The sequence below is a fragment of the Streptomyces sp. NPDC096205 genome, assembly GCF_044763135.1.
Taxonomy (GTDB): Bacteria; Actinomycetota; Actinomycetes; order Streptomycetales; family Streptomycetaceae; genus Streptomyces.
Window position 1 is genome coordinate 1,110,892 of the sequence record NZ_JBIWFS010000001.1, and the last position, 25,751, is coordinate 1,136,642.

The 25,751-nt window shown below is 72.7% G+C and carries 24 protein-coding genes and 2 pseudogenes; 17 read left to right on the top strand and 9 right to left on the bottom strand.

Annotated features, from left to right (window positions below; all coding sequences use genetic code 11):
- Positions 1 to 23: 23 nt before the first annotated feature.
- A complete protein-coding gene (locus ACIQ6Y_RS04975; RefSeq protein WP_404033009.1) occupies positions 24 to 983 on the bottom strand; it encodes an ABC transporter substrate-binding protein in 960 nt (319 codons plus the stop codon).
- Positions 984 to 1,234: 251 nt separating this feature from the next.
- Between ACIQ6Y_RS04975 and ACIQ6Y_RS04980 the strand changes: the two genes are divergently transcribed.
- The 4 genes and pseudogenes from ACIQ6Y_RS04980 (at position 1,235) to ACIQ6Y_RS04995 (ending at position 5,287) form a co-directional block, all read left to right on the top strand.
- Positions 1,235 to 3,733 carry an ATP-binding protein gene (locus ACIQ6Y_RS04980; protein WP_404033012.1) on the top strand — a complete coding sequence of 833 codons (2,499 nt, stop codon included), beginning with the start codon at positions 1,235 to 1,237 and terminating at the stop codon, positions 3,731 to 3,733.
- A complete protein-coding gene (locus ACIQ6Y_RS04985) occupies positions 3,730 to 4,242 on the top strand; it encodes a roadblock/LC7 domain-containing protein (RefSeq protein WP_404033015.1) in 513 nt (170 codons plus the stop codon). The genes ACIQ6Y_RS04980 and ACIQ6Y_RS04985 overlap by 4 nt, the downstream gene beginning before the upstream one ends.
- 23 nt (positions 4,243 to 4,265) lie before the next feature.
- Positions 4,266 to 4,701 (top strand): annotated as a pseudogene (locus ACIQ6Y_RS04990) (DUF742 domain-containing protein).
- A complete protein-coding gene (locus ACIQ6Y_RS04995; RefSeq protein ID WP_404033018.1) occupies positions 4,688 to 5,287 on the top strand; it encodes a GTP-binding protein in 600 nt (199 codons plus the stop codon). The pseudogene ACIQ6Y_RS04990 and the gene ACIQ6Y_RS04995 overlap by 14 nt, the downstream one beginning before the upstream one ends.
- Positions 5,288 to 5,558: 271 nt before the next feature.
- On the opposite strand, the gene ACIQ6Y_RS05000 is transcribed toward ACIQ6Y_RS04995, so the two are convergent.
- The 7 genes from ACIQ6Y_RS05000 to ACIQ6Y_RS05030 all read right to left on the bottom strand — a co-directional run bounded on the left by ACIQ6Y_RS05000 (position 5,559) and on the right by ACIQ6Y_RS05030 (position 11,704).
- On the bottom strand, positions 5,559 to 6,227 hold the full coding sequence (locus tag ACIQ6Y_RS05000; RefSeq protein WP_404033020.1) for an ABC transporter permease: 669 nt from the start codon (positions 6,225 to 6,227) through the stop codon (positions 5,559 to 5,561).
- Entirely contained in the window at positions 6,224 to 6,892 is a 669-nt protein-coding gene (locus tag ACIQ6Y_RS05005) for an ABC transporter permease (RefSeq protein ID WP_404033024.1), read from the bottom strand. Before ACIQ6Y_RS05005 ends, ACIQ6Y_RS05000 begins: the two co-directional genes overlap by 4 nt.
- Positions 6,889 to 8,046 (bottom strand): ABC transporter ATP-binding protein, encoded by a 1,158-nt coding sequence (locus ACIQ6Y_RS05010; protein ID WP_404033027.1) that lies wholly within the window; start codon positions 8,044 to 8,046, stop codon positions 6,889 to 6,891. The genes ACIQ6Y_RS05005 and ACIQ6Y_RS05010 overlap by 4 nt, the downstream gene beginning before the upstream one ends.
- A 275-nt stretch (positions 8,047 to 8,321) precedes the next feature.
- Positions 8,322 to 8,729: a peptide-methionine (R)-S-oxide reductase MsrB gene (msrB, locus tag ACIQ6Y_RS05015; protein ID WP_404033030.1), complete on the bottom strand. Its 408-nt coding sequence runs from the start codon at positions 8,727 to 8,729 to the stop codon at positions 8,322 to 8,324.
- A 22-nt stretch (positions 8,730 to 8,751) separates the two neighbouring features.
- Positions 8,752 to 10,140: a UDP-N-acetylmuramate--L-alanine ligase gene (gene murC / locus ACIQ6Y_RS05020; RefSeq protein ID WP_404033033.1), complete on the bottom strand. Its 1,389-nt coding sequence runs from the start codon at positions 10,138 to 10,140 to the stop codon at positions 8,752 to 8,754.
- A 138-nt stretch (positions 10,141 to 10,278) separates the two neighbouring features.
- Positions 10,279 to 10,752: an indole-3-glycerol phosphate synthase gene (locus ACIQ6Y_RS05025; protein WP_404033036.1), complete on the bottom strand. Its 474-nt coding sequence runs from the start codon at positions 10,750 to 10,752 to the stop codon at positions 10,279 to 10,281.
- A gap of 154 nt (positions 10,753 to 10,906) precedes the next feature.
- Positions 10,907 to 11,704: a pyrimidine reductase family protein gene (locus tag ACIQ6Y_RS05030; RefSeq protein WP_404033039.1), complete on the bottom strand. Its 798-nt coding sequence runs from the start codon at positions 11,702 to 11,704 to the stop codon at positions 10,907 to 10,909.
- Positions 11,705 to 11,741: 37 nt separating this feature from the next.
- Here ACIQ6Y_RS05030 and zapE point away from each other — a divergent pair, with 37 nt between their 5' ends.
- The 7 genes from zapE (at position 11,742) to ACIQ6Y_RS05065 (ending at position 18,625) form a co-directional block, all read left to right on the top strand.
- Positions 11,742 to 12,845 (top strand): cell division protein ZapE, encoded by a 1,104-nt coding sequence (gene zapE / locus ACIQ6Y_RS05035; RefSeq protein ID WP_404033041.1) that lies wholly within the window; start codon positions 11,742 to 11,744, stop codon positions 12,843 to 12,845.
- Positions 12,846 to 13,046: 201 nt separating this feature from the next.
- Positions 13,047 to 13,628 (top strand): carbonic anhydrase, encoded by a 582-nt coding sequence (locus tag ACIQ6Y_RS05040; RefSeq protein ID WP_404033044.1) that lies wholly within the window; start codon positions 13,047 to 13,049, stop codon positions 13,626 to 13,628.
- A gap of 8 nt (positions 13,629 to 13,636) precedes the next feature.
- Positions 13,637 to 15,133, top strand: a complete 1,497-nt coding sequence (locus tag ACIQ6Y_RS05045) for a SulP family inorganic anion transporter (protein WP_404033047.1) — start codon at positions 13,637 to 13,639, stop codon at positions 15,131 to 15,133.
- A 115-nt stretch (positions 15,134 to 15,248) separates the two neighbouring features.
- A complete protein-coding gene (locus ACIQ6Y_RS05050) occupies positions 15,249 to 16,025 on the top strand; it encodes a slipin family protein (protein ID WP_404033050.1) in 777 nt (258 codons plus the stop codon).
- 86 nt (positions 16,026 to 16,111) lie between these two features.
- On the top strand, positions 16,112 to 17,479 hold the full coding sequence (locus tag ACIQ6Y_RS05055; RefSeq protein ID WP_404033053.1) for a PhoX family protein: 1,368 nt from the start codon (positions 16,112 to 16,114) through the stop codon (positions 17,477 to 17,479).
- A 102-nt stretch (positions 17,480 to 17,581) separates the two neighbouring features.
- The gene (locus ACIQ6Y_RS05060) at positions 17,582 to 18,427 is read left to right on the top strand and encodes a polysaccharide deacetylase family protein (RefSeq protein ID WP_404033056.1); all 846 of its coding nucleotides are present in this window, start codon (positions 17,582 to 17,584) and stop codon (positions 18,425 to 18,427) included.
- Between the two features lie 18 nt (positions 18,428 to 18,445).
- Positions 18,446 to 18,625 (top strand): hypothetical protein, encoded by a 180-nt coding sequence (locus ACIQ6Y_RS05065; RefSeq protein ID WP_404033059.1) that lies wholly within the window; start codon positions 18,446 to 18,448, stop codon positions 18,623 to 18,625.
- A 4-nt stretch (positions 18,626 to 18,629) separates the two neighbouring features.
- Here the strand turns inward: ACIQ6Y_RS05065 and ACIQ6Y_RS05070 are convergent, their stop codons facing one another.
- Positions 18,630 to 19,559 carry a LysR family transcriptional regulator gene (locus tag ACIQ6Y_RS05070; RefSeq protein ID WP_404033062.1) on the bottom strand — a complete coding sequence of 310 codons (930 nt, stop codon included), beginning with the start codon at positions 19,557 to 19,559 and terminating at the stop codon, positions 18,630 to 18,632.
- Positions 19,560 to 19,689: 130 nt separating this feature from the next.
- On the opposite strand from ACIQ6Y_RS05070, the pseudogene ACIQ6Y_RS05075 reads away from it, so the two are divergent.
- From ACIQ6Y_RS05075 to ACIQ6Y_RS05100, 6 genes and pseudogenes are all read left to right on the top strand, one after another.
- A pseudogene (locus tag ACIQ6Y_RS05075) lies at positions 19,690 to 20,898 on the top strand (MFS transporter); the annotation flags it as partial.
- 468 nt (positions 20,899 to 21,366) lie between these two features.
- A complete protein-coding gene (locus ACIQ6Y_RS05080; protein ID WP_404033707.1) occupies positions 21,367 to 21,630 on the top strand; it encodes a peptidyl-tRNA hydrolase in 264 nt (87 codons plus the stop codon).
- 116 nt (positions 21,631 to 21,746) lie between these two features.
- Positions 21,747 to 22,535 (top strand): DUF4142 domain-containing protein, encoded by a 789-nt coding sequence (locus ACIQ6Y_RS05085; RefSeq protein ID WP_404033065.1) that lies wholly within the window; start codon positions 21,747 to 21,749, stop codon positions 22,533 to 22,535.
- 124 nt (positions 22,536 to 22,659) lie between these two features.
- Positions 22,660 to 23,952: a DUF692 domain-containing protein gene (locus tag ACIQ6Y_RS05090; protein WP_404033067.1), complete on the top strand. Its 1,293-nt coding sequence runs from the start codon at positions 22,660 to 22,662 to the stop codon at positions 23,950 to 23,952.
- Between the two features lie 133 nt (positions 23,953 to 24,085).
- The gene (locus tag ACIQ6Y_RS05095) at positions 24,086 to 24,889 is read left to right on the top strand and encodes a DUF4142 domain-containing protein (RefSeq protein WP_404033070.1); all 804 of its coding nucleotides are present in this window, start codon (positions 24,086 to 24,088) and stop codon (positions 24,887 to 24,889) included.
- Between the two features lie 9 nt (positions 24,890 to 24,898).
- On the top strand, positions 24,899 to 25,699 hold the full coding sequence (locus ACIQ6Y_RS05100; RefSeq protein WP_404033073.1) for a TIGR04222 domain-containing membrane protein: 801 nt from the start codon (positions 24,899 to 24,901) through the stop codon (positions 25,697 to 25,699).
- Positions 25,700 to 25,751 lie beyond the last annotated feature (52 nt).

Sequence of the window (25,751 nt, forward strand, 5' to 3'; positions counted from 1 at the left end):
GCCTTAAGTCGTCCGGCGACAGGTCAGTCCAGACCGGCCGACTTCAGCCAGGCCTTCGCCACGTCCAGCGGGTCCTTGTTCTCCAGCTGCACCTGCGAGTCCAGCTCCAGCAGCGTCTTGGTGTCGAGCGCGGCGGACACCGCATTCAGCGCGGCGACGCCCTCCTCGGACAGACCGCTCTTGTGGACGAGCGGGGTGACGTTGGCGAACCCGAAGAGGTTCTTCGGGTCCTGGAGGACGACGAACTTCTCCTTGGTGATGGTCGGGTCGGTGGTGAAGATGTCCGCGGCCTGCACGGTGTTCTTCTTCAGCGCCGCCTGGGTGAGCGGCCCGCCCGCGTCCAGCGCCTTGAAGGACTTGAACTTCACGCCGTACTCGGCCTCCAGGCCGACCAGTCCCTGGTGGCGGGTCTGGAACTCGGGCGAGCCGCCGATCACCAGCTCGGGCGCGATGTCCTTGAGGTCGGCGAGCGTCGACTTCTCGGTGAGGCCGTACTCCTTCGCCGTCTCGGCGTTGACCGACACGGAGTCCTTGTCCTCGGCGGGCGAGGACTCCAGGAGGGTCAGCTTGCTGTCGAGCTCGGCCTTGACGGCGCTGTTCACCGCCTGGGCGGACTCCTGCCCGGCCTTGGGGTCCAGATAGGCCAGCAGGGAGCCGTTGTACTCGGGCAGCACGGTGATCGTGCCGTTCTTCAGCAGCCCGTACGTCGTCTCGCGGCTGCCGATGTTGGGCTTGTAGGTGACCTCGATGCCCTTGGCCTTCAGGGCCTCGCCGTAGATGTCGGCGAGCAGGATGCTCTCGGCGAAGTTGTTGGAACCGACGACGACCGAGTCGCCGTCGGCACCGCCCCCGTCGAGCGGGTTGTCTGAGGTGCCGTCGTCCGAGCCACATCCCGCGACGAGCGTCGCCATGACGGCGAGCGTCGCCACGGCGACGCCGGGGTGTCTCGTGAGGGTCCAGCTGCTCTTCTCGGTGGAAGTCACAATGTCCGTTCCGGGCTCGGAAGTCGGTGGGCGGTGCAGGGCGTTCGCTGCGCGTGTGCGGGGTGCGGGCTCCGCACACCAGTCGATCCAATCCAGCGGGTTCTCGGTCAGTCAAGAGCAGCCTGGTCACCAATTGGCATCGGGAAGTGACCGGTTGTGTTTGAGTTCTGCCGTCCTGCGCCTCAAGAGGCGGTAGTCTCCCGGGAGTTGGCGTCGGCCCCGGTGTCCCGGCACGCCCCGAAGGAGGCGCTGTGTCCCCCAAGGAGCGGAGCGGCCTGCGCGGCTTCGCCGATCGGTGGCCGCTGCGCCGCAAGCTCGACGTCCTGCTGGGCGTCCCGCTCGCGGTGATCGCGCTGCTGCTGGCCTACCTCGTCACCGACCTGCTCCAGGAGTCGCAGCGCGCCCGCGCGGCGGCGCGGTCGGTGCGCGACAGCGCCCAGGTCGCCCGGCTGGTGGACCGGCTGGAGGCCGAGCACCAGCAGGCGATCCTGCTGTCGGTGCGCCATGAGGCCGCCGAGGGCGTCGCCCTGCCCTCGACCGCGGCCTACCGCGACGCGCAGGAGGTCGTGGACCGGCAGATCGCCGAGGTGCGCCGGGCGTTCGGGGACCGGCTGCCGCGCACCGAGGCCCAGGCCCTGCGCGAGGTCGAGGGCCTGGACGGGCTGCGCGCCACGGTCGAGCAGGGCTATCTGCCCGCCGACAACATCGACCCGGCCTACGCGGGCGCCGTCCGGGGCCTCATCGACGGGCTCGGCCTCGGCCGCGGCTCCGTGCTCGCCGCGGGCACGACCGGCAGCCTGCTGGACGCCCTGCTGCGCGCGGGCGCCGCGCACGGCTCCTTCGAGACCAACGTCTTCGCCGCGAGCACCCGCGACTCCAACGCGCTCACCCAACTCCTCGCCGCTGTCGGCTCCTTCGAGCTGTACACCCACCAGGCCGACCGGTTCACCCGGCTGGCCACCGAGGAGCAGGCCGAGCAACTGCGCGCCATCGAGCACAACAGCGCCCAGGCCGCCATCGCCCTGAGCTACGCCGAGCTGCGCATCGATCCGAGCGGAGTGCAGGCCGCCGCCCCGCACGAGGTGCGTACCGCCTTCCGGCGGGCCCTCGCCGACTACCCCGACTACCGGGCCGAGGCCGGTATCCGGCTCGGCGTCACCACCTCGCTGATCGGGCAGATCGCCGACCGCGCGGACGCCGCCGCCACCGACGCCCAGTGGCGCGCGGGCCTGCTGCTGGGCCTCGCGCTGTTCGGCTGCGTCGCCTGGCTCGCCCTGTCCGTCGTCGTACGCCGCTCGGTCGTACGCCCCGTGCGGTCCCTCACTGCGGCCGCGCGGGAGGTCGCCGAGGTCGCCGGGCGGGAACTGGCCCGGGTCGCCGACGAGGACGCCGAGGACGAGAGCCCGCCGAAGCTGCGCGCGATGCCCGTCACCGCACGCGACGAGATCGGCGACCTCGCCGACGCCTTCAACCACGTCCAGACCACCGCCGCCGCGCTGCTCGAACGCCAGGTGCTCAGCCGCCGCAACGTCGCCGAGATGTTCGGCAACGTGGGCCGCCGGGTCAGCAACCTCACCACCCGGCAGCTCGCCCTCATCGACGCCATCGAGCGCGGCGAGACCGACCCGGCGCTGCTCGAACGCCTCTACCGCATCGACCACATCGCGGTCCGGCTGCGCCGCAACGCCGACAGCCTGATGCTGCTGGCCGGCCTGCGCGAGACCGTCCTGGACGCCGGTCCGACCCGGCTCAGCGACGTCGTACGGGCCGCGCTCGGCCAGATCGAGGGCTATCGGCGCGTCGCCCTGCACGCCGGCACCGAGGCGCCGGTCTCCCCCGACGTGGCCGGCGACCTGACCCTGATGGTGGCCGAACTCCTCGACAACGCCGTGCGGTTCTCGCCCTCGGGCACCCCGGTCGAGGTGACGGTCGCGGCCGGCGCGGACGGGGCGACCGTCACCGTCGCCGACCACGGCCTGGGCCTGAGCACCGAACGGCTCGCCGAGGAGAACGCCCGTCTCGTACGACGTGAGCGGCTGGACCTCGTCCCCACGAAGGTGCTCGGCCTGTTCGTGGTGGGCACGCTGGCACGCCGCTGGGGCATCGGGGTGACGCTGTCCCGCACCCGGGGCGGCGGGGTCACGGCGGAGGTGACCGTACCGGCGGCACTGCTGGCGGCGGAGGGGCCGGACGAGGCGGCGGGGGCATCCCCGGCGGCCGAGAGGCCCGGCAAGGCGGCGGACGCCTCCGCGGGTGCGGTGACGGGCGCCTCCGCGGGTGCGGTGACGGGCGCCACCGCGGGTGCGGTGGCCGGTACGGCACCGAAGGTCCGCCCGTCGTCCGGCCCGTCCCCCGCTGTGGTGGACCGGGCGGCCCCGGTGGCTCTCCCCGAGCCTCCCGGCACCGGGGACGGGCCCGCGCAGGACAACCCCCCGCTGCCCCGCCGCGTCCCGCGCCGCGAGGCCCCGCTGATCCCCAGGGCCCGCAGCGAGGCGAGCCCTGGACCGGGCCCCGCCCCGGGCAAGGCCCTGCGGCGCCGGGTACGGGGTGCGTCACTGCGTACGACCACGGCGGCGGAAGCCGGTCACCTGGGGGGCGGCCGCGACACCGCCGGCCCCGTGGACGCGGACGCCGTGCGCAGTGAGCTGGAGGACTTCGAGGCGGCGGTGGAGCGCGCCCACCGTGACAGCGCCGGGCAGCGGGGCAGCGCGCGTCCAGAGACCGACCCCCCGGAAGGAGCGGAGCAGTGAGCACGTCGACAGGTGGCACCCCGACCAAGGGCGCCGCACCAGCCGTACCAGCCACACCGGCCAAGCCGGCCGAGCCCCAGGACCTGCAGGCGGCCGCGGCGGACTTCACCTGGCTGCTGAACCGTTTCGCGACGGAGACCGCGGGCGTGGTGGACGCCATCGCCGTGTCCTCCGACGGGCTGCTCATCGCGGTGGCCCAGCTGCGCGAGCGCGCCCACTCCGAGCGGCTCGCGGCGATCGTCTCGGGCCTGACCAGCCTGGCGGCCGGGGCGTCCGGCAACTACGGCCTCGGCGCGCTCAACAAGGTCATCATCGACCTGGAGGGCGGCCATGTCCTGGTCTCCGCGATCGGCTCCGGCGCCGTGCTGGGCGTGGTCGCCGACAAGGAGGCCAAACTCGGCAACATCGCCTACGAGATGACCCTGTTCGCCAACCGCGCCGGCGCCGCGCTCAGCCCGCAGCTCGTGCTGGAGCTGAAGAACAGCGTCGGCGTGGTGCAGTCGGGCTGACGGGCGGGAGGACGTACATCCCCATGGCGGCGGACCGCGGCACCGGTGCGGAGGGGCTCGTGCCGGAGCCCGGGCCCGAGGGCCCCGTCGCCGCCGTACGGCCGTTCCTGCTCACCGCGGGCCGGGTGGCGCCCACCGCGACCGGCCGGCCGATGCCCGTGGAGACCCAGGTGGTGGCCACGGTGGACGGGCTCGCCGCGCTCGACGGGCTCTCCTTCGAGAGGCACGACATCGTCGCCGCGTGCCGGCAGCCGCTGTCGATCGCGGAGCTCGCGGCCCGGCTGCGGCTGCATCTGAACGTCGTCCGGGTGCTCGCGGAAGACCTGCGCGCGGCCGGGCAGTTGACGGTGCACGTGCCCGACACGGCCGACACCCACGACGCGTCCGTCCTGCGCCGGGTCATCGAGGGCCTGCGCGCCATCCCCGACTCCCCGAGGGGCACTGCGTGACTCCGACTGAGCAGTTCGCCGGTCCGCCGGCCGGCCGGACCGCGGCCCGCCCGCCGCTGCCGGTGAAGCTGGTGATCGCGGGCGGCTTCGGCGTGGGCAAGACCACCGCCGTCGGCGCGATCTCCGAGATCGAGCCGCTGACCACCGAGGCCCCGATCACGGAGGTCGCGGCCGGCGTGGACGACCTGACCCATACCCCGCGCAAGACCACGACCACCGTGGCGATGGACTTCGGCTGCCTCACCATCGACCCGACCCTGAAGCTCTACCTGTTCGGCACGCCCGGCCAGGAGCGGTTCGGCTTCATGTGGGACGACATCGTCGAGGGCGCGGTCGGCGCGCTGGTGGTCGTCGACACCCGGCGCCTGGACGACTGCTACGCCGCCGTCGACTACTTCGAGCACCGCGGCATCCCCTTCGCGGTCGCCCTCAACGCCTTCGACGGGCGCGTCGAGCACACCCTGGAGGAGGTCCGCTGGGCCCTGGACGTCTCCGACGCCGTCCCGGTCGTCGTCTTCGACGCCCGCGACCGCGGCTCGGTCCGCGACGCCCTGCTCGCCGTGCTGGAACTGGCCCTGGCCCGGCAGGAGGCCTGACCCCGGCCGCCTCCGTGCTAGGGCCTGTCGTTTGGATCATGCCGGCGTCGCGGGGCCTGGCACGCACTCCCCCACTGCCTTAAGGGCGTGGGGGGACCCCCAGCGGCGTTGTCGTCGGTTGCCGACTCCCCCACGCTCGAATCGAGCTCGCGCGGGGGGACCCCCATCGCGTCGACGCCCTCCTCCGCCTTGCAGCTGCACCCACCAGACCCCGCTCGACCCGGCCAAGAAGCGCAGTCCCTTTCAGCCGACCTGATCCAAACGACAGGCCCTAGGCGCTTCTGCGCACCCCCGGTGACACCGCGAGGCGGCCCGCCGCCCAGAACAGGGCCAGGGTCGCGAGGGCCAGCCCCGCGACCAGGGTGGCGCCGCCGACGACCTTCTCGTAGTCGCGCTGGTAGAGGCCGTCGATGATGTAGCGGCCGAGCCCGCCGAAGCTGACGTACGCGGCGATGGTGGCCGTCGAGACGATCTGCACGGCGGCCGTGCGCAGCCCGCCGAGGACCAGCGGGAGCGCCTCGGGCAGCTCGACGCGCAGCATGATGTCCCGCTCGCGCATGCCCATGCCGCGGGCCGCGTCCACCGGGGAGGGGTCGACCGAGCGCACGGCCTCGTAGGTGGTCACCAGGATCGGCGGGACGGCGAGCACGACCAGCGGGACCATCACCGGCAGCATCCCGAAGCCCAGCGTCATGGTCAGCAGCACCAGCAGGCCGAAGGTGGGCAGGGCGCGTCCGGCGGTGGCGATCAGGGCGAGGACGTTGCCGCCGCGCCCGTAGTGGCCGGTGACCAGGCCGACCGGCAGCCCGATCGCGGCGGCCAGCGCCAGCGCCTGAAGGGTGTACTGGATGTGCTCGGCGAGGCGCGTGGGGATGCCGTCGTAGCCGTGCCAGTGGGCGCCGTCGCTGAAGAAGGCACGGGCGAAGTCGAGGATGTTCACCGGCTGTCGGTCTTCCGTGAGGGGGTGCCTCCGGGCATCCAGGGGGTCAGCAGGACGCGTACGACGACCAGGGCGGCGTCGACGAGGACCGCGAGGGCGGCCATGGTGAGCACGGCGTTCCAGGCCAGCTCGGGCCGGTTGTAGATGCTGGCGTCGTGCAGCAGGTTGCCGAGGGCGCCCTGGTTGCCGATCAGCATGCCGACGCTGACGAGGGAGATGCTGGAGACGGTCGCCACCCGCAGCCCGGCGATGATCGCCGGCACCGCGATGGGCAACTGCACCTGCGCGTACCGGCGTACGGGCCCGAAGCCCATCGCCTTCGCGGCGGCGAGGGTCTCCGGCGGCACCGAGCGCACCCCGTCGACGATCGCCGGGACGAGGACGACGAGCGTGTAGACGGTGAGCGGGATCATCACCGTCAGCTCGCTCTGCCCGGTGTAGTCGATGAGGACGACGAAGAAGGCCAGCGAGGGGATCGCGTAGAGCACGGTCGTCACCGCCAGCACGGGCGGGTACAACCAGCGCAGTCTGACGCAGAGTTGGGCCAGCGGCAGGGCGAGCAGCAGTCCGGCGAGAACCGGCAGCAGCGCCTCGCGCAGATGCAGCCCGATCAGGCCGAGCCAGCTGTGCTGGAGGTCGCTGGGGATGTCGAAGAAGCGGTTCATCGGGCGACCTTGGCGCCGCTGCGGCCGGACGCCCCGGCCCCGCCCTCCCGGCCCGCCGCGTGGGCGCCTCGGATGGCCTCGCCGATCGTCGCCTGGGAGACGACGCCGACGGCGCGTCCCTCGGCGTCCACGGCGACGGCCCAGCCGGTCGGGGACAGCACGGCACAGTCGAGGGCGGCCCGCAGCGAGTCCTCGCCGGGCATGAACGGGCGGCCGTACGGCAGGAGTTGCCCGGCCTCGATCTCCCCCGCGACCAGGTCGCCGCGTTCGCCCCAGCCGAGCGGTCTGCCGTCGAGGTCGGTGACGAGGAGGTAGGGGAACTCGGCGCCGTCCCGCGCGGCGAGCTGCTCGGCGGTGGAGTCGACGGCCACGATCGGCGTGGTGAGCAGGCCGAGCCCCGCGGAGCCGAAGAAGGACAGCCGGCGGATGCCGCGGTCGGCGCCGAGGAAGTCCTCCACGAAGGCGTCGGAGGGGTTCGAGAGCAGCTCGGCGGGCGGGGCGAACTGGGCGAGCCGGCCACCGGTGCGCAGCACGGCGACCATGGTGCCGAGCTTGACCGCCTCGTCGATGTCATGGGTGACGAAGACGATCGTCTTGCCCAACTCGTCCTGCAGACGCAGGAGTTCGTCCTGGAGCTGCTTGCGCACCACGGGGTCGACGGCGGAGAACGGCTCGTCCATCAGCAGCACCGGCGGGTCGGCGGCCAACGCCCTTGCCACGCCGACGCGTTGCTGCTGGCCGCCGGAGAGCTGGTAGGGGTAGCGGCGGGCCAGCGCGGCGTCCAGGCCGACGCGGTCCATGAGGTCGCGGGCGCGCTCGCGGGACTTGGCCCGGCCCCAGCCGAGCAGCCGGGGCACGGTGGCGATGTTGTCGAGGATTGTGCGGTGCTGGAAGAGGCCGGCGTTCTGGATGACGTAACCCATGGACCGGCGCAGGGTGTTGACCGGCTGCTGCCGTATGTCGACGCCGTCGAGTTCGATCGTGCCGGCGGTGGGCTCGACCATCCGGTTGATCATGCGGAGGGTCGTCGTCTTGCCGCAGCCGGAGGGGCCCACCAGGACCGTGATCGCGCGGTCGGGTATGTCGAGGGAGAGCCGGTCGACCGCCACGGTGCCGTCCGGGTACCGCTTGGTGACTGAATCCATCCGTATCAAGACGGAGACCCTCCGGTGGTTCGGCAGCGGTTGTCGCCCGGTGAGTCTAGACGGCGGGTGTTGCGGGAGTGTGGAGTGCGGATGCGTTCCGCCGGGATCTGTTGTGTTCGGGCTGTGGGCTCGTCGTGGCTGGTCGCGCAGACCTTGCACCCCGTGGAGGGCGTCAGGGTCGAGGGGCATGAAGACCATGCACGGGAACGGCAGTGGAACCAGGGCCGGCGCCGCTGCATGACGAGCAACGTCAGTCGCACAGCAGGCGCCGAGAACCTCGGAGGTCAGCCCTCGTCCGACGCCAGACGCAGCGCGATGCTGTTGATGCAGTACCGCTGGTCCGTCGGCGTCGGATACCCCTCACCCTCGAACACATGCCCGAGGTGAGATCCGCAGCGGGCGCAGCGCACCTCGGTGCGGACCATCCCGTGCGAGCGGTCCTCGATCAGTTCCACCGCGTCCGAGTCCCGCGGGTCGTAGAAGCTCGGCCAGCCGCAGTGCGACTCGAACTTCGTCTCCGAGGTGAACAGGTCCGCGCCGCAGGCGCGACAGGAGTAGACGCCCTTGGCCTTGGTGTCGGTGTACTCACCGGTGAACGCGGGCTCGGTGGCGGCCTGCCGCAGCACGGCGTACTCGGCCGGGGTCAGCTCCGCGCGCCACTGCTCGTCCGGCTTCTCGACGTCGTACGACATGAGCCCTCATTCCTCACGCAGATCACTGGGACAGACGGTCCAGGATGTGCGGGCCGAGGTCGGTGACATCGCCCGCTCCCATGGTGAGAACGAGATCCCCGGGCCCCGCCATTCCCGCGACGGCCTCGGGCACCTCGCCCTTGTCGTGCACGGCGGTGACGTCCGCGCCGGCCGCCCGCGCCGCCTCGATGATCAGCTCGCTGGTGACCCCGGGGATCGGGTCCTCACGGGCCGGGTAGATGTCGAGGACCACGGAGGCGTCCGCCAGGGCCAGCGCCTGACCCATCTCCTTGCCCAGCTCCTGGGTGCGGGAGAACAGGTGCGGCTGGAAGACGACCAGGATGCGCGCATCACCGGCCGCCGCCCGCATCGCCTCCAGGTCCGCGGTCATCTCGGTCGGGTGGTGGGCGTAGGAGTCGATCACCTGCACGCCCTTCGCCTCGCCCTTGAGCTGCAGGCGCCGCTTCACCCCGGTGTACGCGGCCAACGCCGGCGCCAGCTCGGCGGCGGGGACGCCCAGCGCCACGCCCGCCGCGAGGGCGGCGACCGCGTTGTGCGCATAGTGCCGGCCCGGGACCGACACCGTGAAGGTGAGCTGCTCGCCGTCCAGCAGGACGGTGACCTCGCTCTTGAGCCCCTGCGGCACGACGGACAGCACCCGCACGTCCGCGTCCGCCGCCTCGCCGTACGTCACCGTCCGCACGGTCCCGGCGACGCGCCGGGTCAGCTCCCGGGCGCCCTCGTGGTCGGCGGAGATCACCAGCGTGCCGCCGGGCACGATCCGACCCGCGAAGGTCTGGAACGACTCGTAGATCTCGTCCATCGACGCGTAGTTGGCGTGGTGGTCGAGCTCCACGTTGAGCACGATCGCCACCTCGGGCGCGTACTTGTGGAAGCTGCGGTCGCTTTCATCCGCCTCGGCGACGAAGATCTCGCCCTCGCCGTGCAGCGCGTTGGAGCCGGGCGCGTCCAGGTCGCCGCCGATCGCGTACGACGGCTGCCGGCCGAGCGCGCCGAGCGAGACCGCCAGCATCGAGGTGGTGGTCGTCTTGCCGTGGGTGCCCGCGACCGCGATCGGCCGCAGGCCCTCCATCAGCGCAGCGAGCGCGTCGGACCGGTGCACCACGGGGATGCCCAGCTCCGCCGCCCGCGCCAGCTCCGGGTTGTCCGCCCGGATCGCCGACGACACCACGACACAGCTCGCATCGTCCGCCAGGTGCTCCGCCGCGTGCCCGATGTGCACGGTGGCGCCCAGCGCCCGCAGCGCTTCGGCGGTCGCCGATTCCTTGGCATCGCTGCCGGCGACGGCCGCCCCGCGCTGGGCGAGGATCTTCGCGATCCCGGACATCCCGGCCCCGCCGATACCGATGAAGTGAGGTCGCTCCATGGCGGTGGGAAGGCCGGGTGCCATGCGTGTTCTCCCAAGATTGCGATACGAGAAGGTAGGGCCCCACCCTAATGCCCCCAGGGGCGCGGGGAACGGCGCGACCAGCCACGGACGGCCGACGCACGCAACCCGGCAGCACCCCCGACGGCGAGAGGGCGACAGCTACGCCTTGCTGTGCGAGAACAGCTTCAGCACCGGCACCCCCACCTTGTGCCGAGCCCGGGAAGCCCAGTCCCGGTGGAAGAACTCCTCCACATAGTGGGGGTCGGTCAGCACGATCACCTCGTCGGCCCCCACCTCCGCGACCAGCCCCTTCAGCGCCTCCAGCGGATGGTCGTCGACCAGCCGCCCCTCCGCCTCGGACCCCGCGGTGCGCAACGCCGTCAAGGAGACCTCCAGCGCCTTCTCCCCGACGTTCATCGCCACGTCGCCCTCCGGCGTGGAACCCTCCCGCACCGCCTCGTCCAGCTCGCCGAGGGCGATGTCGTCGATGGCGCGCAGCAGCCGGTCCGCCTGTTCGCCGCGTGGCTGGAGGAGCACGTGGAAGGAGACCTGCTCGTCCCCGTGCAAGGTCGTGACGAACTCCACGTCGGCGGACGTCAGGGCCTTCTCGATCATCAAAACGCTTGTGAACACCAGCGCCCCTTCTTGTTCGAGGGCCCCATGGGCCCTCCGTCCTGCGTGGGCCGTTCCAGGCCCTGCGGAAACCATCCTGCCCCGTGATCGCACGGGTACTGCCGGTCTAAGTTTGCCCAGCGGAAGCTAAACGGAACGGCACATTCCGCTGATTTCACGACCGACGGTAGCGACTGAACAGGAACCCGGCCTCTTCCAGCAGGGACACGAGTTCGAAATGGCGCGGAACGGTGACGGACGGGCCGCCCGCGATCCGCTGCGCATCGCCCGCGGTGAGCATCGGCGAGACGGTCAGACACAGCTCGTCGAGCACGCCGGAGGCGATCAGCTGGCCCAGCAGCCGCGGCCCGCCCTCGGTCAGCAGCCGCGTGTGCCCGAGCCCGGCCAGCTCCCGGACGGCCCGTACGGGGTCCACGCCCACCCCGTCACCGGCGATCACCACCTGCGCGCCGGCCTTCTCCGCGGCAGCCCTGCGGTCGGGCGCGGCGGCCGCGCCGGTGAGGATCAGGGTGGGTACGGCCGGTGAGGTGAACAGCGGCAGCGAGAAGTCGAGGTCCAGGCCGGCGGTGACCACGGCGATCGCGGGCGCGGGGGCCTGACCGGCGGCCTCGCGCGCGGCGGCGAACTCCGCACGCACGCGTGCCGGGCGGTAGCCCTCCTGGCGTACCGTTTCAGCACCGACCACGACCACATCCGCCAGCGCCCGCAGCGTGCCGAAGATCCGCATGTCGGTCGCGGTGGAGATGGGCTGCGAGCGGCCGTCGTGCTGGGCGGCTCCGTCGAGCGTGGAGACCATGTTGGCGCGCAGCCACACCTCGGGGCCCTCGGGGCCGGTCCGGGGATAGGCGTAGGCGGCGGCGAGCTCGGACAGACTCCACTCGTGGTCGCCCCTTTCCCGGGTCTCGGAGGCCGGGGCTGCTGTTTCATCGGTCACAGGGAACAGGCGTCGCATGTTCCGCAGTGTTCCACGCCGCTTAAGCTGGGGAACCGTGTCGTCCTCCCCCGCTGCCTCCGGCCTCCACCCGATAGCCGACCCGGCCCCGCTGTCCCTGTGCGCCCGCGAGCCGCACGTCCCCGCGGACCGGCTGGTCGCCGAGATGGTGCCGCCGCCGCGGTTCGACTCGGTGCGCTTCAGCACGTACATCCCGGATCCGAACCAGCCCAGCCAGACCGAGGCGGTCCGGGTCCTGGAGGACTTCGCGGCCGGACTGGGCGGCGCGCACGCCACCGGCGCCGGCCGGCGCGGCCTCTTCGGCTTCGGCCGGGCGAAGACCCCCAAGGCCCCGGCCGGGCCGCGCGGCGTCTACCTGGACGGCGGCTACGGCGTCGGCAAGACCCATCTGCTGGCCTCCCTGTGGCATGCCACTCCGGCGGAGCCCTCCCTGAAGGCGTTCGGCACCTTCGTGGAGCTGACCAACCTGGTCGGCGCGCTCGGCTTCCAGCAGACGGTGAAGACCCTCTCCGGGCACCGGCTGCTGTGCATCGACGAGTTCGAGCTGGACGACCCGGGCGACACCGTCCTGGTCTCCACCCTGCTCGGCAAGCTGGTCGACGCGGGCGTCGCCCTCGCGGCCACCTCCAACACCCTGCCCGGCAAGCTCGGCGAGGGCCGGTTCGCCGCGGCCGACTTCCTGCGCGAGATCCAGGGCCTGTCGGCCCACTTCCGCGCCCTGCGCATCGACGGCGAGGACTACCGCCACCGCGGCCTGCCCGAGGCCCCGGCGCCGTACTCCGACGACCGGGTGACGAAGGCCGCCTACGCCACCCCGGGTGCTTCCCTCGACGACTTCCCGCACCTGCTGGAGCACCTCGCCCGCGTGCATCCCAGCCGCTACGGCGCGCTGACCGACGACCTCCGGGCGGTGTGCCTCACCGGTGTGACGCCCGTGCCGGACCAGTCGACGGCGCTGCGGCTGGTCGTCCTGGCCGACCGGCTCTACGACCGTGAGGTGCCGGTGCTGGCCTCCGGGCTGCCGTTCGACCGGCTGTTCAGCGAGGAGATGCTGAAGGGGGGCTACCGGAAGAAGTACTTCCGGGCCATCTCCCGGCTGACCGCGCTGGCTCGGGACGCCAAGCGTCTCGTGGAGTCCTGAACAGATCACCGAACATCAGATAGTACGCGCGCACAAGGGCGGGATCAGGCCACTGACCCGCCCTTTCGCGGCTCTTTCCGGTCGGAAACACGGCGTTCACCCTGCAAGCGACTTTGCCGGGCTAACGTGTTTCTTGACCATCTGTTGACCAACCATTGGGACGCGGCATACTGCTTTGCCGTGCCTCCAGGAGGCCAACCCATGCAACCCCTCATCGACAACGCCCGTACGTTCGGACAGCGCCCTGAGGAGTTCGCCAGGCTCGCCGAGGGCCAGTCGCCCACCGTTCTGTTCATCACCTGCTCCGACTCCAGGGTCGTACCGGCCCTGATCACCGGATCGGGACCCGGCGAGCTGTTCGAGCTGCGCACCGCGGGCAACATCGTCCCGCCCCACGACCCGGCCCGCCCCACCGCCGAGGCGGCCACCATCGAGTACGCCGTGGACGTGCTCGGCGTCCAGGACGTCGTCGTCTGCGGCCACTCGCACTGCGGCGCGGTCGGGGCGCTGGTCCGGGGCGACGACCTCGACGCGGTGCCGGCCGTGCGGGACTGGCTGGCGCACGCCGCCGGCGAGCCGGCCGCAGCGGACCGCGACGACCCCACCGTCGCCGCCGCGGTGCAGCACCACGTCCTCGCCCAGCTGATGCGGCTGCGTTCCTACCCCTGTGTGGAACGGGCCCTGACAGAAGGGCGGTTGCGCACCCACGCCTGGTACTACGAGGTGCACACCGGTGCCGTGCGCGAACACCGCGCGGAGTCCGACGCGTTCGAGGCCCTGTGAGGCGCGCCATGTCCATACACCCCCACATATCCCCCCACCTGAAGCAGGACTTCCTCGCTTCCCTCGTGGTGTTCCTGGTCGCTCTCCCCCTCTGCGTCGGCGTGGCCGTCGCCTCCGGTGTCCCGGCCGAACTCGGCCTGGTCACCGGCATCGTGGGCGGCCTCGTCACCGGAGTGATGCGCGGCAGCAGCCTGCAGGTGTCCGGCCCGGCGGCCGGGCTGACCGTGCTGGTCTTCGAGGCCGTCTCCGAGTTCGGCCTCGCCGCGCTCGGCGTGATGGTGCTCGCCACCGGCCTGCTCCAGATCCTCATGGGCAGCCTGAGACTGGGCCGTTGGTTCCGCGCGATATCCGTGTCCGTCGTCGAGGGCATGCTGGCCGGTATCGGTCTGGTCCTGATCGCCGGACAGCTGTATGCGCTCGCCGACACCAAGGCGCCCTCCTCGGGCCTGGAGAAGATCGCCGGTGTGCCCGGGGCGTTGGCGGACGCCCTCACGGACACCTCCTCGCTCGCCTCGCTGGCCCTGGGCGCCGGCACGATCGCCGTGCTGGTGCTGTGGCCGCGGCTGCCCGGCAAGGTGCGTTCGGTGCCCGGTCCGCTCGCCGCGGTGGGACTCGCGACCCTCGCCTCGGTGGCCCTGAGCCTGCCGGTGGCCACCGTCGAGGTGCACGGCCTGTTCGACTCGGTGCGGCTGCCCTCCCTCGGCACGCTGGGCGACCTGGCCGACCCCGGGATGCTCGCCACCATCGTCGCGTTCACCATGATCGCCTCCGCGGAGTCGCTGTTCAGCGCCGCGGCCGTGGACCGGATGCACTCCGGGCCGCGCACCGAGTACGACAAGGAGCTGGTCGCACAGGGCGCGGGCAACGCCGTCAGCGGTCTGCTCGGCGCCCTGCCGCTGACCGCGGTCATCGTGCGCAGCTCCGCCAACGTCCAGGCGGGCGCGCGCACCAAGGCCGCCCGGGTGATGCACGGCCTGTGGCTGCTGCTGTTCGCCGCCCTGCTGCCGCAGGTGCTGGCGTACATCCCCATCGCGGCCCTGGCGGGCGTCCTGATCCACGCCGGCGCCAAGCTGATACCGGTGCGCGCGCTCGTGCCGCTGTGGCGCGAGAGCCGCGGCGAGGCGGTGATCCTCGCGGTGACGGCGCTGGCGATCGTCTCGGTCAGCATGTTCGAGGGCGTGCTCATCGGCTTGGGCCTCGCCATCGTCAAGACGGCGTGGGAGGCCTCGAACCTCCGTCTGGAGGTCGTCGACAAGGGCGCGGGCCCCATCCAGGTGCATCTGTCGGGCAACGCGACCTTCCTCAGGCTGCCGAAGGTCCTCGACAGCCTGGAGGCACTGCCCCAGGACCGGCCCGTGGAGCTGGACCTGTCCGGGCTGCACCACCTGGACCACGCCTTCCGTACGGCACTCCAGGGCTGGTCCGAGCGGCACAGCGCGACCAGCGCCGAGCCGGTGAAGGTCACCGCGGCCGCCACCGAGCCGGTGGAGGTCGCCGCACCCTGAGTCGGCCCCTGAGTCCGGCCCCTGCCCGGTCCGCGCCCGCTCATGGCCCCGGACCGGGCACCGGGCATATCGTGACAGGAGCGGGCAATCGAGCCCTCCGGCCGAGGAGGTCGTCATGCTCCAGGAGCTGCTGGCGGTGGCCGCGGGGGCGGGCGCGGCGGGTCTGGTCTACGTCGCGGCGGCGGCCCGGGTGGTCAAGCAGTACGAACGCGGCGTGGTGTTCCGGCTCGGCCGGCTGCGCGACAAGCCGCGCGCCCCGGGGCTGACGCTGATCGTGCCCGGCCTGGACCGCATCCGCAAAGTCAATCTGCAGATCGTGACCATGCCCATCCCGGCCCAGGAGGGCATCACCCGGGACAACGTCACGGTGCGGGTGGACGCGGTCGTGTACTTCAAGGTGGTGGACGCGGCGGCCGCGATCGTCAATGTCGAGGACTACCGGTTCGCGGTCTCGCAGATGGCGCAGACCTCGCTGAGGTCCATCATCGGCAAGAGCGAGCTGGACGATCTGCTGTCCAACCGCGAGAAGCTCAACGAGGGCCTGGAACTGATGATCGACAGTCCGGCCGTCGGCTGGGGTGTGCAGATCGACCGCGTCGAGATCAAGGACGTGTCGCTGCCGGACACCATGAAGCGCTCGATGGCCCGTCAGGCCGAGGCCGACCGTGAGCGCCGGGCCCGGGTCATCAACGCGGACGCCGAGCTGCAGGCGTCGAAGAAGCTCGCCGAGGCCGCACAGCAGATGTCCGAGACCCCGGCCGCACTCCAACTGCGCCTGCTCCAGACCATCGTGGCGGTCGCGGCGGAGAAGAACTCGACGCTGGTGCTGCCGTTCCCGGTGGAGCTGCTGAGGTTCCTCGAGAAGGCGCAGCAGCCGCCACCGGACCGGTGACTCCTGCGACGCGCGTAGTTCCCGCGGGGCCCTGTGGGTGATAGACACGCCTGGTCAGTCCTGTCCGCCAACAGGAAGGCTGCACCATGTCCATGACTCGTCGTCAGGCGCTGGCCCGTTCCGGGGCCGTGGGGGCCGGTATCGCGTTCACCGGAGCCCTCTCGGAGCTGTTCACCGGTACGGCCGCCGCGCAGGGCCTCGGCCATCAGGGCTACGGCCCGCTCGTGCCCGACCCGAACGGCCTGCTCGATCTGCCGGAAGGTTTCCGCTATCGGGTGCTCTCCCGCGAGGGCGACGCCCTGCGCTCCGGCGAGGGCCCGGTGCCCTCCAACTTCGACGGCATGACCGCCCTGCCGGGCAGAGGCGGCCGCGTCCATCTCGTCCGCAACCACGAGAACCGCGTCACCGGCCGCATCATCGTCCCCACCGTCCCGGGCCTGACGTACGACCCGATGGGCAAGGGCGGCTGTACGACGCTCACCCTCGACTCCCGCAACCGCGTCCTGTCCGAGCGGGTGTCGATCGCGGGCACGGCCGTCAACTGCGCGGGCGGCCCGACCCCGTGGCGTACCTGGCTGACCTGCGAGGAGACGGAGGACAAGGCAGGCACCAACGGATACACCAAGGACCACGGCTTCATCTTCGAGGTGGACCCGGTCGACCCGCACCGCAGCGGCGCGGTGCCGCTGACCGCCATGGGCCGCTTCGCGCACGAGGCGATCGCGGTCGACCCCGGCCGCGGCATCGTCTACGAGACGGAGGACGCCTTCCAGAAGCCGTTCGGCCTGTTCTACCGCTTCCTGCCGGAGAAGCCGCTGGGCGGCCCCGGCTCGCTGCGCGCGGGCGGCCGGCTCCAGGCGATGCGGGTGCCCGGGGTGCCGGACCTGTCGGTGGTCCAGGAGGCGGGCACCTCGTTCGACGGGGTGCAGTGGGTCGACGTACCCGACCCGCTGGCGAAGTCGACGCCGATCCGGCTGCAGGACTTCGGGGCCGGGGGCATCACCCATGCGCAGAAGCTGGAGGGCTGCTACTGGGGCGGGCGCAGCGTGTACTTCGTGTCGTCGTTCGCCCGCAGGAGCAACGGCTCGGGGGCCGACCACTACGGCCAGATCTGGCGCCTTGACCCCCGGCGCCGCCGTCTGACCCTGGTGATCGTCTTCGGCCCGGACACCGATGTGCAGCTGCCCGGCGATTCCCCGGACAACATCTGCCTCGCCCCCAGCGGCGGCCTGATGGTGTGCGAGGACGGCAGCGGCATCCAGCACGTCTACGGCGTCACCCGCAGCGGCGAGGTCTACGCCATGGCCCGCAACCGCCAGAACATCGGCACACCACAGGCTCCGGCGTACAGCGAGTTCGCGGGCGTCACCTTCTCCCCCGACGGCAGGACGATGTACGTCAACTGCTACACCCCCGGCACGACGTTCGCCGTGACGGGACCCTGGAAGGGCTGACCCGCACCACGGCGGGCCCGGGCGGGTGACTCCCGCCCGGCACGGGCGCACGGACGGCACCGGCTCCCCGAAATGCCGGTTCGCTCCTCTTACGTTCGTACGGTGATCCTTTCTGTACGACGAATCGCCGCCGTCTGTGCGCTCGGCGCGGCCCTCTCCGCGTGCGGCACCCCCGTGACGCCGCCCCGTTCCTCGGGCGCGGCCCGCCCGGCCCCCTCCCCCTCGGTGACCCGGCCGCCCACCCTGGCGCCGGGCCCGGCGGGTGTGACCCCCGTCTTCCGCAACGGCCCCCGCGGCGCGGGCAGGACCGTCGCGCTGACCTTCGACGCCGACATGACCGCGGGCCAGGGCGACCGGGCGGCGGCCGGCGAGCACTTCGACAACCCCTCCCTGATCGCCACCCTGCGTGCGCTGAAGGTCCCGGCGACCGTCTTCATGACGGGCCGGTGGGCCGAGCAGTACCCGGAGCAGGCCCGCGCCATCGGCCGCGACCGGCTCTTCGAGGTCGCCAACCACTCCTACAGCCACTACGCCTTCACCCCCGACTGCTACGGCCTGCCCGACCTGCCCGCGGGCCGGATGCGGTCCGACGTGGAGCGGGCGTACACGGCGTTCCGCGCGGCGGGCGTCCCGGACGCGATGCCGTACTTCCGTTTCCCCGGTGGCTGTTACGACCGCGAGGCGCTGCGGGCCCTGACACCCACGGGTGTGACGGCCGTGCAGTGGGACGTGGTCGGCGGCGACGCCTTCGCCACGGACTCCGACGCGGTGGCCCGCCAGGTCCTGGACGGCGTGCGCCCCGGCTCGGTCGTCGTCCTGCACTGCACCCGCAGCGCGGCCCCCGCCACCGAGCGGGCCGTCCGGGAGATCGTCCCGGAGCTGCGCCGCCGGGGCTACCGCTTCGTGAAGGTCTCGGAGCTGATCGGGGCCGCCGCCCGGGGCCGGTGACCGTCCTACGCTGGAGACATGAGCGAGGACGACTACTGCCTGATCGCCCCGGCCCGGCCACCGAAGGCCGAGGGCCCGCCGTACGCCGAGTGCGTGCTGTGCCGGGAGCCGACGGAGTACCCCGAGACGTACAAGGGCATCACCCTGTGCCCGGTCTGCGAGTGGCAGGAGGCCCAGCGCACGGCCTGCTCGGGCTGACCGCTCACCGCGCCCACGCCGGCGACCAGGTCCCGGTGTCCGCGCGGCCGGACCGGCCGGCGACGAGGTGGTCGCGCAGCGCGGCGAGCGCCGGGTGCGGGTTGTCGCGGTGCCACAGCAGCGAGTGCGGGTAGACCGGCGTCGGGTCGCGCAGGGCGATGCGCCGCAGGCCCTGGTCGGCGGGCCAGACCAGCTGGGTCTGCGCGCCGACGAAGGTCGCCAGCGACGGTGAGTCGGCGATCGTGTCCAGCAGCGGCTCGGTGCCGAAGTCGGGGCCGGTGACCTCGATGGTGAGCCGGAACGCGGCGGCGAGGTCGTCGTAGTAGGCGCCCCACTCGGTCCGGGCGACGAGGCCCGGCATCCAGATGCGGTGCCCGACGAGATCGGCGGGCCGGACCGTGCGAGCGTCGGCCAGCGGATGCGCAGGTCCGGTGAGCAGTTGGAGCGCCTCGTCGAAGACCCGGACGGCCGCGATGCCGTCGGGGAGCTGCCGGCCGGGCATGGAGACGGCGCGGAAGGACGCGTCGATGGTGCCGGACCGGATGGCGTTGACGGCCGCCTCGGCGTCGAAGAGGGTCACCACGTCCAGCTCGACCTCGGGGTGCGCCTGGCGGAAGTCGCGCAGCAGGACGGCCGGGGCGAGCCGGCGGCCGATCACATCGACGCGCAGGGCACGCCGGCCGGGGCGGACCGAGGCGAGCGCCCGCTCCTCGGCCCGCAGCAGATCACGCGCGTGGGGCAGGAAGGCCTGTCCGTCGATGGTGAGCCGCGCGCCGCGCGCGGTGCGGGTGAACAGCCGTACGCCCAGGGACTTCTCCAGCGTGGCGATCCGCTTGGAGACGGCCTGCTGAGTGACCGACAGTTCGGCGGCGGCGTCCTGGAACCGCCCCGCGTCCACGGCGGCCACGAAGGTGCGAACGGCGTCGAGATCCACCCGGCCATCGTAGGGACACAACCGATGGTTGTGCCCGGGCGCCCGATCGGTTGTTTGATCTCATGGTCCGTCCGTCGGTTGGATACGCGCGGACAGCGTGAGGTTGTGCGGGGCAGGAAGGCGTGTCGGGATGGCGAAGGGGCTGGGGCGGCCGTTCCGGCGACTGTGGGCGGCGTACGCCGTCAGCGCGTACGGCAGCCGGCTCGGGTTCGGGGCGTTCCCTCTGATCGCGGTGCTCGTCCTGCACGCGGGTCCGGCCCAGGTGGCCGCGCTGGCCGCCACGGGGCGGGCGGTGGGGGCGGTGCTCGCGGTGCCGCTCGGGCCGTGGGTGGAGTTCCGCCGCAAGCGGCCCGTCATGATCGCGATGGACCTGACCCGCTGCGCGGCCCTGCTGAGCGTGCCCGCCGCGTTCGCGCTCGGCCTGCTCGGCTTCGCCCAGCTCCTCGTCGTCTCCGTCGTCGTCACCGCGGCCGGCATCGCCTTCAACGCGGCCGCGGGCGCGTATCTGAAGGCGCTCCTGCCGCCGGAGGACCTGCTCCTCGCCAACAGCCGGTTCGAGTCCACGACCTGGACCGCGACCGTGGTCGGACCCCCGCTCGGCGGGGCCGCGATCGGGCTGCTCGGCCCCGTGACGACCGTGGCCGCCGACGCGGTCAGCTATCTGCTCTCCGCGCTGGGCATCCGCTCCGTCGGCGGGACCGAACCGCCCCCCGCGCGCACCGGCGCACCCCGGCTGCGCGCGGCCGACCTGCTCGAAGGGTGGCGCCACCTCCTCACCCACCCCGTGCTGCGCCCGCTGTTCCTCAACACCGTCGCCGTCAACGGCCTGATCATGGCCACCGAGCCGCTGCTGACCGTCCTCCTGCTGGACCGGCTCGGGTTCGCGCCGTGGCAGTACGGTCTCGCCTTCGCGCTCCCCTGCCTGGGCGGCCTGCTCGGCGCACGCCTGGCGCCCCGGCTCGTGCGGCGGCACGGGCGGCGGGCGGTGCTGCTCGCCTCCGGGGTGCTGCGGGCGTGCTGGCCTCTCGGGCTGGCGTTCGTGCAGCCCGGCGTCGTGGGGATCGTCCTGTTCGTCGCCGTGCAGTTCGCCCTAGTGGCCAGCTGCGCGGTGTACAACCCGGTGCTGGCCACCTACCGGCTCGACCACACCCGCTCCGACCTCGTCGCCCGGACCCTGACCGCGTGGTCGGTCAGCGCGGGCGCGAGCATCGCCGTCCTGACCGCCGGGTGGGGCCTGCTCGCCGCCGTCACCGGCCCCCGCGCGGCGATCGCCGCCGCCGGAGCCGTCCTGCTGGCCACTCCCCTGCTGCTGCCGCTGCGCGGGGGGACGCCGTCCGAGGGCGACGCGGGGGTTGGCACACTGGACGGCGTGACCAGTGAGAGCCCCTTCCGTTCCGAGCCGAGCGCGCGTGACCAGGCGCCCCAGTTCGTGCTGCCGTTGGTCGTCCGCATGGAGCGCGACGCGCCCCCGGCCCGCACCGACGCGCTGGAGACCGCCGCCCGGGCCGTGCTGACGATCCTCAGCGACCCTCGGTCCCTCGGTGAGGGCGAGTGGGCGCAGGCCGTGCGGGACTGGCAGGATGCCCGGATCCGGAAGGTCGTACGACGGGCCCGGGGCGCGGAGTGGCGGCGGGCCGAGGCGCTGGACGGCATCACGGTGACCGGGAAGGCGGCGGAGGTACGGGTGTTCCCGCCCGTGCCGCTGGACGGCTGGCCGAAGGATCTCGCGCGGCTCCAGGTCTCCGGCACCGAGCTGGACGACCCCGAGGAGCCGGTCGCCGCGGACCCCGGGGCGCCCGTGCTGTGGATGAGCCCCGAGGTGGAGATGTCGGCCGGCAAGGCCATGGCGCAGGCCGGGCACGGCGCCCAGCTCGCCTGGTGGGAGCTGTCGGACGAGGAGCGCGAGGCCTGGCGCGAGGCCGGCTTCCCGCTCGCCGTGCGCACCGCCGACCCGGCCCGCTGGCGGGAGCTGACCCAGAGCGGGCTGCCGGTGGTGCGGGACGCCGGGTTCACGGAGATCGCGCCGGGCTCATGCACGGTGGTCGCGGAGCATCCGGCGCTGCGGGGCTGAGTGCCGGCTCCTCCCAGCTCTTGTTTGAACATCCCGGGGACGCCGCTCGTACAACGGGTCGTCGGCCGTGCATCACCGGCCACAGCGACCAGTCGGCTTTCCCCGGGAGGCTTCCTTTGCGGCGTATCAACGGTACGGCCCTGATCATCGCGGCCCTCGTCGCCACCGTGGGCGCGCTCGCTTTCCCCGTGTGGTCCTACACGGACCGTTCCGGCACCGGCCAGGCGAACCTGGCGGCCGGGACGGTGAACACCAGGTGGGGGCCGCTGACCGCGTCCGACCGCGATCTGATCGTGCGGGTGCGGCTGGCCGGGCTGTGGGAGCTGCCGGCGGGGCAGCAGGCCATGGAGCGGGCACCCAGCCAGGCGATCAAGGAGGCCGCCGACCATCTGATCGTCGGCCACACCGACCTCGACAAGCGGGTGCGGATCGTGGCGGCCCAGCTGGGTGTGGAGCTGCCGAACCAGCCCAACGAGCAGCAGCAGGGCTGGCTGCAGGAGATGACGGCGGCGACAGGCGAGGAGTACGAGTACAAGTTCGTCAACCTGCTGCGGTCCGCGCACGGCAAGATCTTCCCGGCGATCGGCGCGGTGCGGAACAGCACCCGCAACACCCTGGTGCGGCAGCTCGCCTCCGACGCCAACCAGACCGTGCTCGACCACATCACCGTGCTGGAGAAGACCGGCAAGGTCGACTTCGACGCCATCGCCAATGACGCCGTGAGCGGCTCCACCGCCAGCCCGACCGGGCCCCCACCGCCGGTCCCGGGCCAGCCCGTGCCGTCGGCGCCCGCGGCCGGGCCGAGCGGCGACATCCGCGCCACCTCACGGCCCTCGCCGGGAGCGCCCGGCACGGTCAACACGTCGCGGCCGGATCCGGTGGACTCGGAGGGGGTCCTGCGGTAGTTCCGCGGGCGTCCCGCAGTGAGGCGGGAACCTCAAATGTTGCTCTGAAAGCGGCCCGGCGGGATTCGGGACCGGGCCGCCTGGGCGATACCCCGAACGAGCACGCACACTCGGGGGAGGAACCATGGAGCGACTCGGGACGGGGATCGGCTGGCGGCCGGAGATCGCGGACGCCGTGGAGCGCATGCCCGGCATCGACTGGGTCGAGGTCGTCGCGGAGAACGTCTGCCCCGGCCATCTGCCGGACTCCCTGCGGCGGCTGCGCGAGCGCGGGGTGACCGTCGTCCCGCACGGCGTCTCGCTCGGGCTCGGCGGCGCCGACCGGCCCGACGAGGGCCGGCTCACCGCGCTCGCCGAGCGGGCCGAGGCGCTGGGAGCGCCGCTGGTCACCGAGCACATCGCGTTCGTCCGGGCGGGCGGCCCGCTCACCGCGTCCCCGCGCCTTGAGGCCGGGCACCTGCTGCCGGTGCCGCGCACCCGGGACGCCCTCGACGTGCTCTGCGAGAACATCCGCATCGCCCAGGACGCCCTGCCCGTGCCGCTGGCCGTCGAGAACATCGCCGCGCTGATCTCCTGGCCCGGCGAGGAGCTCACCGAGGGCCAGTTCCTCTACGAACTCGCCGACCGCACCGGCGTACGCCTCCTGATCGACGTGGCCAACCTGCACACCAACCACGTCAACCGCGGCGAGGACCCGGCCAAGGCACTGGCCGAACTCCCGCTGGAGGCCATCGCCTACGTCCATGTCGCGGGCGGCTTCGCACGCGACGGCGTCTGGCACGACAGCCACGCCCACCCCGTCCCCCGCCCCGTCCTCGACATCCTCACCGACCTCGCCACCCGCGTGTCTCCGCCGGGGGTGCTGCTGGAGCGCGACGAGAACTTCCCGGAACCGGCCGAGCTGGAGCGGGAGTTGGCGGAGATACGGGGTGCGGTGGAGGCGGGCGGCGGGGCAGCGGCCCCAGAAGGCCGCAGGGACGCCGGAGAGCGGCGGACCGACACCGACGAGACGAACCCCGAGGCACGCCTGCGACTCGGCCTCGCCCAGGCCGCCCTCCTGTCCGCCCTGGTCGCGGGAACCCCCGCCCCCGAGGGCTTCGACGGGGCCCGCCTGCGCGTACAGTCCCGGGCCCTCGCCGGGAAGCGGGCGGACGTGGTGGCCAAGGTCGCCCCGGAACTGCCCCAGATCCTGGCCGACGCCTACCGCCCCGCCTTCCTGGCGTACGCCCAGCGCACCCCCATGACGGGCGGCTACCGCCAGGACGCCCTGACGTTCGCCGAGACGCTGCTGGACGACGGGAACCTGCCGAACACTCGCACCCGCCGGGCCCTGCGGAACTGGTGGCTGGACCGAGCGGGCCCGACCCGGCCCCGACGCCCTCGACTGCCAAGGATGCTGCTCCGGCAGGGTTCTTAGGGGCGCGGGGCTGTATCGATGTGCGGCTCCGCCGCGTGGGCGCGACCAGCCACGGACGACGGTCAGTCGCCATCACACAGCACGACCCACTCGGTAGGCGCGCAGTAATATGCCCCCGCAACAGGAGGCACCCTTGCGACCCCGACCCCCCATACCCGGCCGAGGCATACTCAGCGGCACCGGACTGATCATCACCGGCCTGACCGCGACACTCCTCGCCATGGTCTTCCCGATCTGGTCGTACGCCGACCGCTCCGGCACCGGCCCCTCCGTCCTGGACGCCCAGACCGTGACGACCCGTTTCGGCCCGCTGTCCGCCCTGGACCGGGAGTTCATCACCAAAGTCCGCCTGGCGGGCCTGTGGGAGCTGCCCGCAGGCCAGCAGGCGCAGCAGAAGGGCACGACCCAAGCAGTACGCACCGCGGGACAACACCTGGTCGACGGCCATGTGTTCCTGGACGACCGGGTGCGCGACGTGGCCTCCCGGCTGGGCCTGGAGCTGCCGAACGAGCCCAACGAGCAGCAGCAGGCCTGGCTCGACACCCTCGACGCGGCCCAGGCCACCATGTACGACCGGGAGTTCGCCAACATCCTGCGGCTCGCGCACGGCAAGGTCTTCGGTGTGGTCGCGCAGGTCCGCGCGAGCACCCGCAACTCCCTGGTGCGGCAACTCGCCGAGGACGCCAACGCGACCGTGCTGGACCACATCAAGGTCCTGGAGGCCACGGGGTACGTCGACTTCGACCAGCTGGCCCACGACATGGCGGCCGCCTCCACCCCGCCGATCACCAACTCCCCGGCGCCGCCCGGCCCGACCACGGACCCGGCGCCCGCGCTGCCCGCGACCCCGGCGCCTCGCCGAGCTGTAGGTCACACCTCCGCCACAGCTCGTCCGGATGGTGAACAAGGCATGGAGTTTCCAGGGCCTTTGACATAGAAACGCGGCATGTTCTGGGTCCTCCTTCTGCTGCTGGCCTGGGCCGCCGCCGGCACCGCCTGCACCCGGCTGTGCCTGGCCGCCGTACGCGCCGCGACCCTGGAAACGGACGCGGTGAGCGCGGGCCGGGACCACACGCTGACCCTGTACGAGGCGGCGTTCCTGTCCGGCGGCCCCCGCCGGGTCGCGGATCTGACGCTGGTGTCGATGGCCCGGCAGCGGCGGCTGCTACTGGCCCACACCGGCTGGGCGACCGTCGTCGACCCGCGCGGGCGCGACGAGATGGAGCGTTCGGTGATCGGGGCGATCGGCCCGGAGGGCCAGTCCCCCATCGCGCCGGTCCGCACCGCCGCGGCCCACGCCGACCCGGTGCGCGCCCTGGCCGACCGGCTGGTGGGCGCCGGTCTCGCGGTGCCGGAGGACGGCCGTCCCTCGGTCGCCTCCGCGCTACGGCAGGTGCAGGCCGCCGCGGTCGCCGTGACGGTGCTCGGCGCGACCGCGCTGCTGCTGCCCGCCCCGGCCGACATGCCGCGCCCGCTGATGGCCATGTGGTTCGCGCTGCCGCTGATCCTCACGCTCAGCTCCCTGGTCATCGCCCGGTTCGAGGCGCGTCCGTACTCGCGCTGGGCCTCCCCCGCCGGGCAGCGGCTGCTCGGCGCGCTCGCCCGGCACACCGGCAGCGGCGACGACCGGGCCTTCCTCACGTCCGTCGCCGTGCGCGGTGTCCACGCCATAGGCGAACCGGACCTGCGAGCGGCCTTCGCACACCGTGAGCAGCATCTGGAGCGCTACTTCGACCACAAAGGCTGACGGGCCGACCCTTCAGGGGGCGCACAGGGGGCATTGGGGCCGACACCGGCCG

Bases quoted from the DNA above. Each gene is read 5' to 3' on its own strand.
- ACIQ6Y_RS05055 (WP_404033053.1), top strand. From the start codon at position 16,112: ATGTCCATGACTCGTCGTCAGGCGCTGGCCCGTTCCGGGGCCGTGGGG.
- ACIQ6Y_RS05100 (WP_404033073.1), top strand. From the start codon at position 24,899: ATGTTCTGGGTCCTCCTTCTGCTGCTGGCCTGGGCCGCCGCCGGCACC.
- ACIQ6Y_RS05090 (WP_404033067.1), top strand. From the start codon at position 22,660: ATGGAGCGACTCGGGACGGGGATCGGCTGGCGGCCGGAGATCGCGGAC.
- ACIQ6Y_RS05080 (WP_404033707.1), top strand. From the start codon at position 21,367: ATGAGCCCCGAGGTGGAGATGTCGGCCGGCAAGGCCATGGCGCAGGCC.
- msrB (WP_404033030.1), bottom strand. From the start codon at position 8,729: ATGTCGTACGACGTCGAGAAGCCGGACGAGCAGTGGCGCGCGGAGCTG.
- ACIQ6Y_RS05030 (WP_404033039.1), bottom strand. From the start codon at position 11,704: ATGCGACGCCTGTTCCCTGTGACCGATGAAACAGCAGCCCCGGCCTCC.
- ACIQ6Y_RS05065 (WP_404033059.1), top strand. From the start codon at position 18,446: ATGAGCGAGGACGACTACTGCCTGATCGCCCCGGCCCGGCCACCGAAG.
- ACIQ6Y_RS05050 (WP_404033050.1), top strand. From the start codon at position 15,249: ATGCTCCAGGAGCTGCTGGCGGTGGCCGCGGGGGCGGGCGCGGCGGGT.
- ACIQ6Y_RS05005 (WP_404033024.1), bottom strand. From the start codon at position 6,892: ATGAACCGCTTCTTCGACATCCCCAGCGACCTCCAGCACAGCTGGCTC.
- murC (WP_404033033.1), bottom strand. From the start codon at position 10,140: ATGGCACCCGGCCTTCCCACCGCCATGGAGCGACCTCACTTCATCGGT.
- ACIQ6Y_RS05045 (WP_404033047.1), top strand. From the start codon at position 13,637: ATGTCCATACACCCCCACATATCCCCCCACCTGAAGCAGGACTTCCTC.
- ACIQ6Y_RS05040 (WP_404033044.1), top strand. From the start codon at position 13,047: ATGCAACCCCTCATCGACAACGCCCGTACGTTCGGACAGCGCCCTGAG.